This window comes from Rummeliibacillus sp. G93 (assembly GCF_023515935.1).
Taxonomy (GTDB): Bacteria; Bacillota; Bacilli; order Bacillales_A; family Planococcaceae; genus Rummeliibacillus; species Rummeliibacillus stabekisii.
Genome location: NZ_CP097314.1, coordinates 370090 through 385067, shown reverse-complemented (window position 1 = coordinate 385067; position 14978 = coordinate 370090). Strand labels below are relative to the sequence as shown.

Sequence of the window (14978 nt, the reverse complement as noted above, 5' to 3'; positions counted from 1 at the left end):
TTGTGTCAAAATAAAAACGAGGTTCCAGAGTAGGAACCTCGTTACTTTTTAGTTGAACATTTGCAGGTTTGAGCTTTTAATCCATAATTTTTTTGTAGAGCCCGGCTTGTAGATTTGATACCATTTCACTTTTTTCTTGTCTGTTTTTGTGACATATTTATTGTCTCTTTTGACAAGCTTGATCAACGTATTCTTATTAACTGAGGCAACTTGTGTGTACTTGTCATTTTGAAGTGTTGTCTGATTGTTGGTAAAACCTAAATTCGCAACCGCAATTTGGTCACTTCTGAGCCAGCCTTGTTTGCCGCTGTAATCAATGCGATACCAGCGCACCATTTTACCTTTGGTATTTTTGAAGTCACGGACATCTGTGTGGTAGGCCTTTAATGTGATAGCCTGTCCTTTTTTATATGTGCCGTATTGCGCTGAGTAAACATATGGCAGGCTATAGATTTGGGCGCCTTCCGCTACATCCACTTTCGCTTTAATCTCCTCCGGCATTGTTAGGAATTGATCCGGCTGTGGTTTACCTACCGGAATGACGTTGTCGTATTCTTTTGGCTCTTTAAAAACAACTTTACTAGCTGTTGTCTTACTGTAATAACTGCTGCTATACGTTTTCATTTGAGCCATTAAATTGGCAATCTTATCGCTCCATTGCGGGTCTGTTGCATACCGGACGTTCATACCAAGCAATGTCGGACCGTTGTAATACGCGCCAGAGCTTGTTAGATAGTCTCGATATATTTTATAGGCATATGCGCTAAGTCCAGCCTTGCCCGATGGGAAATATTTAGCGCAGGTTAATGCACAGGTATCATAGGCTTGATAGCCAAAATAATTGTTTTTGTATTGGGAAATGGTTGAACTTCCCCAGCCTGTTTCTAAAATAGCATGCGCCAGCATAAACTGCGCATTAATTCCCGCTTCTTTTTGTAGCGTAACGAAAGTCGGGGCTAGCTTGTACAATACATTATTCGGTAATTTCCCTTTACTGATTAAGAAGTTTTGCATTTCTTTCGCTGTAACGTTTGATGGTTTTCTAAGATTAAGTGATGTGTATGGGTTTGTTTTAAGTGCACTAGTTGAAACCCATACAGTTTCTTTGTTTAATGTACCTTTGTACCAAAGAGTGCTGCCAATCTTTTCAATGCGAGTAGCTTTGAATTCTTTTGCACGAGAGCTACTCAGTGAGGTTACTTTGTTCTTCGTTGTACCCCATGGCATGTTATAGGAGTTATGTGTCCCTGCTATGTATGCTGTTGTCTTCTTGGTGCTTTGCAGGATGCGTTTGTGGCGTGTGATGTCTTTTGTCGCTAACCAGCCAACTTTAGTGTTGCCTTGTGACAGCTGATAGTACGTGGTTTTGCCAATCTTTGTTTTGCTGTTGGCTTCATATGTTTTACTCGTATGTGTCTTCGCAGCTAGCTTGAAGCTTTTGAGCTTCGTTGGATTGCTATAAATTTTGGCTGACGTCGTTTTGATACGAGCAACTTCCTGAGTTTTTGTTGTCTTGTATGCAGTTTTTGCACCTGCGGGTACTTGCATAGTGATGGTGATGCCGAGGATAAATGTTAGAAATAGAAAAAATCCTTTTGCAGTTTGATTCATGAGTACTCCCTTCGGTGAATGTTTTAGATATGGCTATTGTAACCGAAGATGGAAGCTATTTAAACAGTAAGTAGTGACTTTTGTTGCTTAAAGAAGGAAAAAAGACTTAAATTATTCAATTTCGGTGGTAAATTTCCAGAGTAAGTTGTAACCCTGGCGGCACTAGTTGTAATTTCTAGAGAGCGATTATAAAACCCTTGAGAGCATCGAATCTAGCGCCTACTAAAACAAAAAACCATCGCCCTAAAGCAATGGTTTCTGTTTATCTTCTTCAATTGTGTTCTGAATTAGTTTCTTCCAGTTATCATAGAAGCTTTGCGGTGTATATTGTTCTTTCACTAATTGTTGGGCATTGTTGCCCATTCGTTGTCTGTCTTCCGGATTATCAAGCAATATTTTGATACGATCGGCTAATGCCTCCATATCACCATCTTGTACAAGATAGCCGGTTTCATCATTTTGGATGAGTTGAGCTGGTCCGTAGTTGGTGTCATAAGCTACAACAGGTGTACCATTGGCGAATGCTTCGAGAATACTTTGGACAAAACCTTTCGCTTCTGCCGTAACGAGTGAGACAGCTGATTTCGCGTAGACCGCATCGGTATCTTGAACAGGTGTTTTTAGTTTGACACCGTGAGCGACTTTAAGCTTTTTAATTAATTTCTTCAGATTGTCTTCTTCTTCGCCCGCACCGTAAATTTCAAGCTTCGCGCCTGGTATGTCGCGCGCAACCTCCATGAATGCTTCGATTGCTTGGCCAATACGATTTTCTTCCGTAAAATCTGCGATCATCGATACAAGCAGCGAATTTCTTTCATTTTTAGCGCGTGGTATTTCAACACTTGGTGAGATAACATGGATATTGCCTCTGTTGCCGATCTCTTTATGCAAGTCCAGCTGTTGCTGTGAAGTCGGTACAACGATTGGATAACCTTTAGAAATAATATCAAGTATTGGCTTCGTTGTTTTACTGTAGTCACTGCCCAATGTGTAAGGCGCTTCAAAATGATTTTGGTGTATGTTATAAATTTTATAAGCTAAATCATCATCAAGCTGAATGACACGATTGACAGTTAACGCGCCGTCTACAATGATGACAGGCTTCACGACTTCTGTCCGGCACAACTCCTCTAGCCAGTAAATTTGAAAGTCTTTCCGATTCGAAAAGTCCTCCGCTTTTTTATGAGCAGGATCATATAGGAAAAGTGCTTGCTGCTTATCAGTTTTATAATTGAACCAATTGGTGCAGTAACAAAAGCCATCTGGTGTAAAGAAGCGCTCTTGATTCTTTTTATTATTGGCTGGGTGGAACAAAGTCTCGCGGATTTTGTAGCCCTTCGGATTGTACTCTTCTCTTCGGATTCGTACGCGGTTCTCATCGAAGTAGTCGATGAATTTCAGAACGCCATCCTCATCCCATTGCTTATATTTGAAATAACTGCCGTTTTGGAAATAACGTGCAAATGTATCCCCATCTTGTACCCAATAATCGCCCTCATATTTTTTGATATTTTGTTCATATTGCGCTTTTTGAGCAGAGGACACTTCTTTAGACGAGAACTTTTGTCTGTAATAATCAAAGACGTTTAACACTTCAACCTCTTTTTTAAGCCAGCCCGATGCATAAAGTTTTTTTATAATCTCATCATAATTAATTTTGAAGTCCATTGTCAGAATGACTGGGCGATAATCATCATTTGCAAAAAGGGATGCCCGCTGTAATAACTCTTTTGTTGTGTCATCCAGCGTATCGCTAATGCCCCATGTTGTCATAAATACTGTTCTTTTCATTGAGTTCACATCCTTTTAAGGTGAAACACGGACCGAGTTTTAGCCTCGATCCGTGAAAAACTACTTGTTGTTCTGTTTGCGGCGATTGGCCAATTTATCGCGGAAAGCCTTTTGATCTGCAGGCGAAAGTTTATGATATTTCTTAATGAATTCAGAGTAGTTTTTCATGACAATATTAGTCGGTCCAAATTCTCGTAAGTGGCCGCCTTCAATCCAAGCAATCTTCGTACAGAAGCTTCGAACCTGCGAAAGATTATGGCTGACAAAAAAGATGGTCTTCCCACGTTTTTTGTATTCATTCATCTTGGCAAGTGATTTGTCAGCAAAGGTTTGGTCACCCACCGACAGTGCTTCATCAATGATCAATATATCAGGATCTGCGGTTACACTTATGGCAAAGCCAAGTTTTGATTTCATCCCGCTAGAGTATTTTTTTACTGGCTGGTAGATAAAGTCCCCAAGCTCTGAAAACTCGATAATATCTGGCAAGACTTTTGCGATTCTTTCTTTGCTATAGCCCATCAGCAAGCACTTGAATTCGATATTCTCAATGCCTGTCAATTGATTGTTCAGACCTGCATTGATAGCAATCACATTGACTTCTCCATCGACGATCACCTCGCCTGATGTTGGCGGCACGATTCCGCCGATAATATTAGATAGAGTCGATTTGCCGGAGCCGTTGATGCCTACCAGGCCTACGACATCCCCTTTTTCGACTGCGAAGGAGATGTCTTCTATTGCATTAAAATCAGAACCTGATTTTCCAGGCAACACAAGATCTTTCAGCTGTTCGCCCTTGGTTTTATACATACGATAAGTTTTAGTTACATTTTTAATAATCACGGATTCCGCCATGGTAATTCTCCTTTTAATACATTTTTAGATAAAGTCAGAGAAGCGGTTTCTGAATTTAAAGTGCGCTGTTGAACCGATTAATAGAAGGAATAGTATTAATCCCCAGTTGTATAATGTCAGCTGCCAGTGTTCTACAATGTACCAGTCATTATATAAAAGCGAGGCTCTGTAGCCATTAGCTAGATAATAGAATGGGTTAAGCTGTAAAATACTTTGAATCCAGTGCGGCATCGATGTAGAACGATCCCATAGAATAGGCGATAAGAAGAACATCGCTTGTAATAGTGACTGTATCAGCATTTGAATATCCCGTACAACAACAGTAAGGGTTGATGTCACGAGTGTTATCGCAAATGCGAGAATATAGCTCATCAGCAAGAAATAAATTAGCTGTATATAATAGATGCTTGGGTAAAAGCCTTTAATCCAGAACACAATCATAATGAGACCGACAAGCGCTAAGTGGCCATAATATCTCCCCATGATGATATAGCTCGGCAATACGGATAATGGGAAATTCATCTTGGCGACCATCGTATATTTTTGATAAATGGCCTTTGATCCGTTTAAGATCGCCTTATTGATGAAGAACCACATCGATATCCCTGCAAGCATCCAGTAGATATATGGTATTTCTGAGTGGCCGTTTGAGATATTCTCTCTTCCTCGCATCCCAAAGCCGAAGACGAACCAGTACATCGCCATTTGAATAGCTGGATTAAGTATTTCCCATGCAAAACCTAGATAGTTGTTTTGATTGTCGATGCGCAACTGAAATTTAGCCAAGCGCATTATTAAATAAAAAGAATGGTATTGTTCTTTTATAATTTTTATAAGTGCTCTCATTTCGTTAATTCCTCAATTTCGTGGTTTTGATTTCCTAAATGAATGCTGCTATGCCTCCTTTTTCATGCCTTTTTCGCTTACGCTACAATGCTAACGCTAGCGGCAATCGAAGGTTCCACAATACACCAATTCATTTATATTTATTAAGAAAAATACTTCAACATAGTATAACATATTAATGGAAAATATTCCGTTAGCGCAATAACATCTTTTTGTGAAATTTGTCATGCGGTATTTTTTAGAAAAAGTCGGCAAAACTATGCTATAATCAGTAATTATGAAGAGAAACTTCAATCAGTTTGTATTATACATTCTCTGATTGTTGCAAGTTATTAAAGCCGCATTTATTGAATTGTGGCATAGACCTGCCAATGCAGGATAGATCGTTTTTGTAGATTGGGTGAATGAATGAGAAAAGAATGGTTAATTGAACTATTTTTATTTATAAATAAATGTATTTTTGGACTATTTAATCTATTTCCTATAAAGAAGAAGATTGTATTTATATGTGATTTTGGAGATAACTCACGCTTTGTAGCGGATGAGCTGACAAGGCGCGGCGAAAGAAGTTTCATCGTACTGCGTACTGCTAAATGTAAGGAAACATTTAAAGGGACAGGAGCCCAAGCGATACTAACGTTTAATCCAACCAATATGGTGGATTATGTGAGGGGTCTTTATCATTTGGCGACAGCTCGGACCATTTTGATTGATAATTATTTCCCAGTTCTCAGTGTGACAGATTTCCGACCGGATGTGGAATGTATTCAGCTATGGCATGCAGCAGGTGCTGTGAAGAAGTTTGGTATGCAGGATGCGAGCGTGTTGTTCCGTTCTCCCGCTGCTGTACGACGTTTTAGACGAGTATACAATCGGATGAATCGGGTGGTAGTGGGCTCAGACGAGATGGTACCGATTTTCAAATCTGCCTTTGAGATGAAAGACGGCCAGTTTTTACGGTTAGGCATTCCTCGCACAGACTTTTTCTATGACTTGGATGCTATGGAAGCGGCGAAAATTGCGATATTCAAGCAATATCCCGACATGATCGGCAAACGCATTATTCTTTATGCGCCTACTTTCCGCGATCAGCAGCTTAATGCGCAAAGTATTCCTTTAGACTTTGAGGATATCATCAACCAACTTGGCGAAAATTATTTATTGATCATTAAATTGCATCCGGCTGTAGCACAAAATGTGGCAGCGATGAATCATCCGCAAATCATCTCTGTAAAAAATGATGTGCCCATTAACGAATTGCTGTGTGTGGCGGATTGCGTCATCTCAGATTATTCTTCGATTCCATTTGAATATGCTCTCCTTGGAAAGCCACAAATCTTTTATCCATATGACTTGGAGAAGTATGAGATGGAACGCGGTTTTTGGACAAACTATGAAGAGCTTGTCCCAGGGCCTGTCGTATCAACTGATGATGAACTTGTCTATGTACTGCAAAATAATGTATTTGACCTTGAACGTATTCAAAGATTCTCTGCTTCGTGGAATCAATTCTCGGATGGACATGCAAGCAGCAAGCTAGTCGATTATTTGCTGGCACGAAATTAGTTGCGCATTGAATGGAGGTCTTACTGTGAAACGAATCATTACATATGGCACATTTGATCTACTCCATGTCGGCCATATTAATATTTTACGACGAGCAAAATCGCTTGGTGACTATCTTGTCGTAGCCATATCGACCGACGAATTCAATGCCCTCAAAGGCAAACAAGCATACTACAGCTACGAGGACCGAAAAACCATCCTCGAAGCAGTCCGGTATGTGGATGAAGTCATCCCTGAAAACACATGGGACCAAAAAATTGACGATGTTAAAATACATCGGATTGACACATTTGTCATGGGCCATGACTGGGAAGGCAAATTTGACTTTCTAAAAGACTATTGCGAAGTGATATACCTTCCCCGAACAGAAGGCATTTCCACAACGAAAATAAAAGATGATTTAACGAACTAGTAACTGCAGAGGTGACTCTGCAGTTTTTTGTTTGGTTTCAGGTTCTATAGGGAGTGTCGACTCTGCTCATTAAATCTTTAATATTTTTGTATTAGTTTATTAAGTTAAAAATAACCATTAGGACAATTGAAAGTATAAAATAGCCAACAATCATAAAACCTATAAATTTTAACGGTTTAGGTAATCTGTTTATTTTAGCATTATCAGTACCCACTGCATTTCCTTCTATTTTATTAAAATGGTCAATGACATCATTAAAAGGCTGTTTTTTATCTTCCATAGTGAATTAATCGCTCCCTTTCTCAATTTCCCCATATATTATATGATTAACTTTTCATATTATTTGTGAGTTAATAATCAAAGTAAACTGCAGAACCGACTCTGTAGTTGTTTGATTCCTTACATATTATTGAGAAATAGAAGCCATAAAAACCATATTATTTTCTAATGAACTTTAATCTTTTATTCAGATCCCAGAAAAAAGCCTAAATACGCAAAAACAAAAATAGCTAATGAATTAGATTATTCTACTCCCGAATGTTCTCTTTTATAATCCTTGAAAAACTTACCTAATATTAATAAATATAATATCCAAATAACACATCCAGTAGGATTCAAGCCATGCTGAGAACGTCCACCCAACAAATAAGAAATAACAATTAAAGCCATCATACACGTAGCAATTAAAACCTCTACTAACGCTTCTTGTTTTTTATCTATTTTCCATTTAGACTTTTCATTTTTAGAAAAATAATTATTCAATAATAGAATTACTACTAACAAAATAAGTGATACGAATATAAAATTTCTACCTCGTACAAAGAAATCTAAAAGTATTATAAATGCTAAAGTTATATGGAACATATAAAAAGTGATCCTTTCCAAAAACACACTTCCTCTTCACACATGGTATCTCTATTAGTTAATAATACCAATATTGAAAGGATGAGTAAATTGAAAAATCATAACAAACACACTTTCTACTATAGTAATTGTATTTTAATTATCGCTGTAAATCTTTGTCCAAGATCATTAGTTAGTATCCTTTCTGATTCATGTCTTGATACTTGTTCGAGGTAACGTAAAGATAATAAGCTGCTATAAACTATATTTCTTAATAAAAAATAAATTTACATTTTTGGTTATTTGTTTGCTATAATTTATAGTTGCATATTAAACAATTTACTGAGACGGAGCTTAAAAATGAACAAAAATATAATCAATATAGAACGAAAATTCCGTCCAGAAATAGAAGGATTACGCATTGTTGCCGCTCTTTTAGTAGCTATTTATCATATTTGGTTTGGTAAAGTTTCAGGTGGCGTAGATGTATTCTTCGTTGTTTCTGGGTTTTTAATTACTACTTCTATTATTTCCACAATTAATAAAACAGGGGAATTTAAGTTTTGGCCATACATATCAAAATTAATGAAAAGACTGTTTCCTCTAGCATTTATTATTATTACTGTGATTTTAGTGCTGAGTATATTTTTCTTACCTTTAACCATTTTTGATAAAACACTTAAAGAAGCCATTTCATCCATGTTTTATTATCAAAATTGGCAGTTGGCAATCAGTAATACAGATTATTTAGATGCCAATCAAATGAAAAGCCCGCTAGAGCATTATTGGGCTATGTCAATTCAAGGACAATTTTATATCATTTGGTTTATATTATTCACTTGTATATTATTCGGTATAAAAAAATATAATCTTTCAAATGGAAGACGATTAGTAAACTTGGTTTTAGGATTTATATTTGTTGTATCATTTGTCTATTCTATTTATTTGACTAAAGTAAACCAACCATTAGCTTATTTTATTACGTTTACAAGAGTATGGGAGTTTGCTTTAGGTGGTTTGTTATGTATTAACTTAAGTCGAATTAAAATACCTAACATAGCAGCAGAAATAATAGGATGGATTGGCCTTATAGGGTTAATTCTTACGGGGGCTTTATTTAACGTTTCGACAATGTTCCCAGGATATATAGCGGCATGGCCAATGACATGCGCATTGCTCATTATTCTATCTGGAAACAAAGAAACAAAGTATGGTGTTAAAAACTTCTTGGCGATGCCTATCATGATTAAATTAGGTGGTGTATCATTCGGAATTTATTTATGGCATTGGGTATTATTATCATTCTATAAATATAATATATCCGAGAACCCAGGCATCATTTCAGGGATATTAATTATTGCATTATCTATTGTGCTTTCGTTTATTACTACTAAATATATAGAAGCACCAATAAGAAATGCAAAATCAAATAAAGTAGCATTTAAAAAGATTGGTCTTATCGCACTAGTAAACATTTTACTAATTGCTGGCTTGTACACTCAAAATGCTTACTTAAAAACGGCTGATAATAAAGAACTTGCAAGTAAAGATTACCCAGGTGCTTTAGCGGTTAAAATGAAAGGCCAATTAAAGGAAATGGATCCGAAACCTGGTTTTGCCAATGTATTTGATGATTTACCTCAATCACATCTTGATGATACGAATCAGGGTTTGAAAAAATCAGATTTAAAAATAGGTACTTATGGAAAGAAAAAAGATTATAAAGCAACCATTGCGTTGGTAGGAAGCTCGCATTCTGAGCATTGGCTAGGAGCTGTCATTGAAGCTGCTAAAGAAAATGATTATAGAGTAATTAATATAACTAGATCTGGAACAAGATTCTCAACAGGATATGAAGACAATACATTGAAAGGCCAATGGGTAAAAAATCTAGAAAATTATCTAAAAAAATCAGATGATATAGATTTAGTTTTATCACATGTTACAGCAGCCGATACAACCAAAGATAGAATTCAGCAACAAATGGTTGATGAGTTGATGAAAGTAAAAAATGAATATGGCATCAATGTTTTAGCAATTAGAGATATTCCAAGATACGAATTTAACGTTTCTGAGGAACTTGAGAAATCTGGAGAAAAAGAAACGATTAAGATGATGAACAAAGCTAATAATCAAAAAGATGAATCCTATTGGAAAAAGCTATTAGAAAATGAAAAAAACCTAGCAACATTCGATCCAACAGAATACTTTAAAATAGATGGAGAGTATAGACCAATTATAGGAAATATCGTTATATACAGAGATATGGACCATATGACAAATACTTATTCCAAAACCTTTGGACCTATTTTAAGTGAAATGATTAAAAATATAGTAAAGAAATAAAAAAACACGACAGCCATCGGGGTTGTCGTGTTTTTTTTATTTTCAGTTCTAGGATTTTCTATTCAATATTTCGTCTCTAAAAAATATATCATTATCGAGCTAATTAAAAAAATGCCCACTCTCAATGGAATGGGCATTTTTATTTTATTTCTTTGCAAACATGTTCGCAATTTTCAATGCTGTGCGTACTGATTTGCGGTTTAATGTACCTTGCAGGTGTTTAATTTGTTTTTCTTTTTCTTCTAGTCTGCGTTTTTCAGCAGCGCCGCTAGAAGGTGCTTTTGGTTTTGGTGCTTTTTTACTTTCGAGCTCTGAAAGTGTTTCGAAGCGTTTTACTGCTTCTGGAATCGTACAGCTAGTGATTGGTTCTAGAGGTGGCTGTAAATCGATACCTGCTAACTTTTCATCAAGCGGAATGTGTGTTGGTTCGTTACCATTTTTATAGATATGGTCGATTTTACTTAGGTTTAGGAAATCAATATAACGATCAAAATTTTCCCCTTGGTATTTTGATGCTTCATGGAAGTCCACTTTTTCAATTAAGTCCCAAATGTTTGTGTTGTCGTCAATATCCTTTGCCCATACATGTGTTAAATGGTGGTATTCAGTTAATTCGCGCATACGACCATCTTTTGGAATCATCAAGCTTGGCGTTCCGGCAATTGTTGATGTAATATTACCGTGCAAACGCGCACCGAATGCAAAATCTGCTTGTTGCAAGAATTCTAACCATGTTGGAACGTTTAAGAAATAACGAACGCGGTTATTAGCATAAACAGGATCTGTAATTTTCCCTGGGTAGTTGCCATGTTCGATTTTTGGAATTTCCGGATAGCCAACATACGTCAAGCGCAATTCTTTCAGCCATTGCGGGATGAAGTAATGATTTGGGAATTCGTCCATGCTGCGTGTAATGAAATCTAACACATTTTTCGGTGAAAGACGTGATGAGTTGACAGCAACCATAGATTCTGGCGTAATATTCGTTTCACGGATTTTTAATTCACGTCCAAACGTATACATAGATGGGCAGCCAATAGCCATATGGTCTACACCATCTTTAAAGCCAAGACGAGATAAATAGTCAGCCGTGATCTGGCCGCGCACACCAATCATTGGCGATCTTTTTAGTACAGCTTTGACAAATGCTTTTACATCTTCATCAAATTCAAATTCATCATCCGGTTTAGGATCAAATGTTGTACGCAAGCCAACGCCTATTACATAAACGGGAATGGTCAATTTGTTAATTAACTGAGTATATTTGTGAAGTGTTGGCACAAAATCTTTACGGAATGCATCCGCAAGAGGAATTAGATAAGCATCATACGTTTCATTGATGTAATCCGCATCCTTTGGATTGATTTTATAATAATCGGGTACGAATTCTACGTTCTCATCCGTCATTAATGTGCGGTACACACTGTATGCATAAATAAGGTTGCCTACATTTCCGCCAATTGAATTGTTCACAATCATTTCAGCGGGGGTAAACGTTTGAAATGGCGTAATCCCTGAGCGTATTAAATATTTCTTCATGTGTTGATAACACTCCTTCTTCTTTCTTAGGGGGTTAAGACTTGGAAGCCATGCAAGCGTCAATTAAATCCGCTACACGTTCAGTAGACTTACCATCCAAATCCTCAAAGAATTTGTCTGTAAATGTTTTATAATCTACACCTTTTACATCTTTTAATTGAATTGCTTCATCAATCATGGCATCACAGGTGCGGACGATCGGACCTGGTGTAAAGTCTTGATATGGAATATAGAAATCACGTGTTTCAATATACTCTTCAAGGTCAAAGCAATAAAAAATCATCGGTTTGTTTAATAATGCATACTCAAAGCAAACAGATGAATAGTCTGTGATTAAAACATCTGTAATAAACAACAGATCATTGACGCTTGGGTATTTCGTGAAATCTTGAATCTTATCCTTGTATTCAGCAGGGATATGAACTTTCTTCTTCACAAATGGATGCATTTTGATTAGGAAGATGGTATTGTCATCCAACTTTTCGTAAATACGATCGAAATCAAGCATCTCCATTGGAAAGTGTGCACTGCTTTGTCCATTACCTCTAAAAGTTGGCGCATAGAGTACAATTTTTTTCCCTCTAAATTCCGGATACTTAGTATACAACATTTCTTCTTTATCTTTCTTGTATGTTTCATCGAAGAAAACATCGGTACGTGGAATTCCAGTAGGAATAACCTTGTCCAAAGAAACACCAAAGCCTTCTGCATAGAATGGCGCAACAGTTGAAGAGCTGACCGTTACTTTCGTATAGTTTTTATGGTTTTTAGAGTTCGGATCTGGTCCGCCGATCTTGCCTACACGGCTGTAGCCAAATGTTTTAAATGCGCCAACTGCATGCCAAAGTTGAACTAAATCAGCATTTTTACGAATTTTTAGCGGATAGACCATCGGATAAAAATCATCCACCATGATAACTTTCGACGTCGCCATATTGTAGGCTAGCTGGATAATCTCCAAGTATCTTTTGCGCTTTTTAACACTTTCTTTTAGCAAGAAATAATACTCATACTTATGCCTTCTCTTCAACTCATCATAAACAAATTGAAAATTGTCGCTCAATGTTTTGCGGCTATCTGAAAGAATCGAGATTTTGTTGTTATTGATTGGCAATAGAGAAAACATTTTATAAAGTGCTTGGAATATTTCTCTTTTGAATTTTCTATCTAGTTTTTTCCGAAATTTCTTTTTCACTTTTTTTAGCTTTTTCAATGCATGTACCTCTTTTACCGTTTAATGAGAAATATTATGGCGTCATCGTGTTGTATCTGTAATCGCTTTATTCACGCCACATCTTTTTGTCGTATAACTTTCTACATTATAAAGTTTTTTCTTCATTCGTTCCAGTGGATTCCCCTAATTCGGACAAATTGTGCTATTCTTCTCATCCTTCTGTTTTATTGCCGCTTTGTGATTTCTTTTCTGATTTTAGCTTTTTGATTTCTCTTTTCAACTCTTTATTTTCTTTTTTAAGCTTTTTGACATCTGTAGTTAATGTTCTTAGCTTTTCCGCAATTGTTAGTTTATATAAATCATTTTCACGAATATAATATAATCTTTCACTAAATGTAGCTGTCACGTATTGGTCTGCTTCCTCAGGCATGCTCTCGTTGAGAAAACGTGAGAAGGCAAGAAGCCATTCTTTCTTTTGTCCCACTGTCATGTGCTTGTCCTTGAAGAAATCCTTTGATTGTCCATGACGGAACATGCGCGTCACAAATTTGCCCGCCAGTTTATGCTTGTACTCTGTATCTCCGACAGAACCTTGATAAATGGAATGCAGGATGTCACCCATTAAACGAAAATATAGATCTGTATCTAGTTCATTTTCCGATAAATGTCCATCCTCGTGCTTCGTCACAAAGTAGCACTCATAATCAGCTACAATCGAGATTTGCTCCGTATTGCAATACATGGCAACTGTAAATGCTTGGTCCTCTGCTACAATGGCATCTGCGTCAAAAGATAGCTGCAACGCACGCACTTTCTCTAATCTGAACATTTTGAGGGCTGACAAGGCATAGAACAGGCTGTCATCTAGTATTTCTGCCTTCTCTAAATTCCCTTTGGCAAAAATAGCTTCCGGTACTTTCCTACCCTTCACGCCGACATATTTACCGATCACTATATCGGAATTGTTTGCATGGCCATATGCATACATTCTTTCTAAGGCTTCTGCACCCAAATAGTCATCACTATCGACAAAAAAGATATACTCGCCCTGCGCCATGGCGATTGCTTCATTTCTCGGTACACTGGCACCACCCGAATTTTCGCTGCGATAAATTGTTTGGATGAGCGATGGGTAGCGCATTTTGAAATACTCAAGTATGCTCTGCGTCCGGTCAGTTGATGCATCATCCACGACAATAACCTCATACTCATCTTTATTTAAAGATTGTTCTACAATTGAATTCAAGCATGTTTCAATATATTCTTCCGCATTATACACGGGAACTGCTACGGTTACTTTTTTCATATCCAAAACCTCCACTCATAGTATATCCATTTTTTCCTTATATCCCAATTTAGTATTTTATAATCTTTTATCAATGATTTTATAGGCAACATTAGGTTTTGAAGTAGGAGAAAAACAATTAACAAATAAAAAGTCCGTATATAATTAAATTAGAGAGAATTTTTTATTAGAAGGAGGAATCAGTATGCAGTATACGATTGAACCAATTGCCTTTGTTAACAATACAAGAAAGGATATTGCGGATGATCACTGGGGTCCAGTCATATCAACAATTGAACTTGTGGAAAATATAGATGAAGCCTCACTAAGAGGCATTCATGAATTCTCGCATCTAGAAATCATTTTTTACTTTGATAAGGTTTCAGATGATAAAATTCAGTATGAAGCAAGACATCCAAGAAAAAATACAAATTATCCTGTGGTCGGTATTTTTGCGCAAAGAGGAAAAAACAGACCGAATAAAATAGGTGTCACGATCGTTGAGCTGATTGAACTAAAACAGCGATCCTTCATTGTAAAGGGGTTAGATGCAATCGACGGCACACCTATTATTGATATTAAGCCTGTGATGAAGGAATTTTTGCCTAGAGGTGAAGTAAGACAACCGGATTGGTCCGTTTCTTTAATGAAAAATTATTGGGGAGATTAAACCCTCATTAATGTGTAAGAAAAATACCCGTATACAA

The 14978-nt window shown here is 36.9% G+C and carries 13 protein-coding genes; 4 read left to right on the top strand and 9 right to left on the bottom strand.

The genetic code is table 11. From position 1 onward, the window contains the following. Nucleotides 1-48: 48 nt before the first annotated feature. The 4 genes from M2M59_RS01970 to M2M59_RS01955 form a co-directional block, all read right to left on the bottom strand. Nucleotides 49-1611 (bottom strand): glucosaminidase domain-containing protein, encoded by a 1563-nt coding sequence (locus M2M59_RS01970; protein ID WP_249775299.1) that lies wholly within the window; start codon nt 1609-1611, stop codon nt 49-51. A 243-nt stretch (nt 1612-1854) separates the two neighbouring features. Next, nucleotides 1855-3402: a glycosyltransferase gene (locus M2M59_RS01965; protein ID WP_249775298.1), complete on the bottom strand. Its 1548-nt coding sequence runs from the start codon at nt 3400-3402 to the stop codon at nt 1855-1857. 60 nt (nt 3403-3462) lie between these two features. Further along, nucleotides 3463-4260: a teichoic acids export ABC transporter ATP-binding subunit TagH gene (gene tagH / locus M2M59_RS01960; RefSeq protein ID WP_249775297.1), complete on the bottom strand. Its 798-nt coding sequence runs from the start codon at nt 4258-4260 to the stop codon at nt 3463-3465. A 24-nt stretch (nt 4261-4284) separates the two neighbouring features. Further along, complete coding sequence (locus M2M59_RS01955; RefSeq protein ID WP_066791781.1) at nt 4285-5106, bottom strand: ABC transporter permease; 822 nt, start codon at nt 5104-5106, stop codon at nt 4285-4287. 408 nt (nt 5107-5514) lie between these two features. Here M2M59_RS01955 and M2M59_RS01950 point away from each other — a divergent pair, with 408 nt between their 5' ends. Both M2M59_RS01950 and tagD read left to right on the top strand, forming a co-directional pair. Further along, on the top strand, nt 5515-6672 hold the full coding sequence (locus M2M59_RS01950) for a CDP-glycerol glycerophosphotransferase family protein (protein ID WP_249775296.1): 1158 nt from the start codon (nt 5515-5517) through the stop codon (nt 6670-6672). 25 nt (nt 6673-6697) lie between these two features. Beyond that, entirely contained in the window at nt 6698-7084 is a 387-nt protein-coding gene (gene tagD / locus M2M59_RS01945; protein ID WP_249775295.1) for a glycerol-3-phosphate cytidylyltransferase, read from the top strand. A gap of 91 nt (nt 7085-7175) precedes the next feature. On the opposite strand, the gene M2M59_RS01940 is transcribed toward tagD, so the two are convergent. Beyond that, nucleotides 7176-7364 (bottom strand): hypothetical protein, encoded by a 189-nt coding sequence (locus M2M59_RS01940; protein WP_249775294.1) that lies wholly within the window; start codon nt 7362-7364, stop codon nt 7176-7178. A 242-nt stretch (nt 7365-7606) separates the two neighbouring features. After that, complete coding sequence (locus M2M59_RS01935) at nt 7607-7969, bottom strand: hypothetical protein (protein WP_249775293.1); 363 nt, start codon at nt 7967-7969, stop codon at nt 7607-7609. A 318-nt stretch (nt 7970-8287) separates the two neighbouring features. Here M2M59_RS01935 and M2M59_RS01930 point away from each other — a divergent pair, with 318 nt between their 5' ends. Further along, nucleotides 8288-10273 carry an acyltransferase family protein gene (locus tag M2M59_RS01930; protein WP_249775292.1) on the top strand — a complete coding sequence of 662 codons (1986 nt, stop codon included), beginning with the start codon at nt 8288-8290 and terminating at the stop codon, nt 10271-10273. Between the two features lie 144 nt (nt 10274-10417). On the opposite strand, the gene M2M59_RS01925 is transcribed toward M2M59_RS01930, so the two are convergent. From M2M59_RS01925 to M2M59_RS01915, 3 genes are all read right to left on the bottom strand, one after another. Beyond that, nucleotides 10418-11812: a polysaccharide pyruvyl transferase family protein gene (locus M2M59_RS01925; protein WP_249775291.1), complete on the bottom strand. Its 1395-nt coding sequence runs from the start codon at nt 11810-11812 to the stop codon at nt 10418-10420. A 34-nt stretch (nt 11813-11846) separates the two neighbouring features. Then, entirely contained in the window at nt 11847-13025 is a 1179-nt protein-coding gene (locus M2M59_RS01920; protein WP_249775290.1) for a CDP-glycerol glycerophosphotransferase family protein, read from the bottom strand. 172 nt (nt 13026-13197) lie between these two features. Continuing rightward, the gene (locus M2M59_RS01915) at nt 13198-14292 is read right to left on the bottom strand and encodes a glycosyltransferase family 2 protein (RefSeq protein WP_249775289.1); all 1095 of its coding nucleotides are present in this window, start codon (nt 14290-14292) and stop codon (nt 13198-13200) included. A gap of 184 nt (nt 14293-14476) precedes the next feature. Between M2M59_RS01915 and M2M59_RS01910 the strand changes: the two genes are divergently transcribed. Beyond that, on the top strand, nt 14477-14941 hold the full coding sequence (locus M2M59_RS01910; RefSeq protein ID WP_249775288.1) for an SAM-dependent methyltransferase: 465 nt from the start codon (nt 14477-14479) through the stop codon (nt 14939-14941). Nucleotides 14942-14978 lie beyond the last annotated feature (37 nt).

Coding starts and splice junctions, on each gene's coding strand:
- M2M59_RS01970 (WP_249775299.1), bottom strand. CDS start 1,611: ATGAATCAAACTGCAAAAGGATTTTTTCTATTTCTAACATTTATCCTC.
- M2M59_RS01965 (WP_249775298.1), bottom strand. CDS start 3,402: ATGAAAAGAACAGTATTTATGACAACATGGGGCATTAGCGATACGCTG.
- tagH (WP_249775297.1), bottom strand. CDS start 4,260: ATGGCGGAATCCGTGATTATTAAAAATGTAACTAAAACTTATCGTATG.
- M2M59_RS01955 (WP_066791781.1), bottom strand. CDS start 5,106: ATGAGAGCACTTATAAAAATTATAAAAGAACAATACCATTCTTTTTAT.
- M2M59_RS01950 (WP_249775296.1), top strand. CDS start 5,515: ATGAGAAAAGAATGGTTAATTGAACTATTTTTATTTATAAATAAATGT.
- M2M59_RS01940 (WP_249775294.1), bottom strand. CDS start 7,364: ATGGAAGATAAAAAACAGCCTTTTAATGATGTCATTGACCATTTTAAT.
- M2M59_RS01930 (WP_249775292.1), top strand. CDS start 8,288: ATGAACAAAAATATAATCAATATAGAACGAAAATTCCGTCCAGAAATA.
- M2M59_RS01925 (WP_249775291.1), bottom strand. CDS start 11,812: ATGAAGAAATATTTAATACGCTCAGGGATTACGCCATTTCAAACGTTT.
- M2M59_RS01915 (WP_249775289.1), bottom strand. CDS start 14,292: ATGAAAAAAGTAACCGTAGCAGTTCCCGTGTATAATGCGGAAGAATAT.
- M2M59_RS01910 (WP_249775288.1), top strand. CDS start 14,477: ATGCAGTATACGATTGAACCAATTGCCTTTGTTAACAATACAAGAAAG.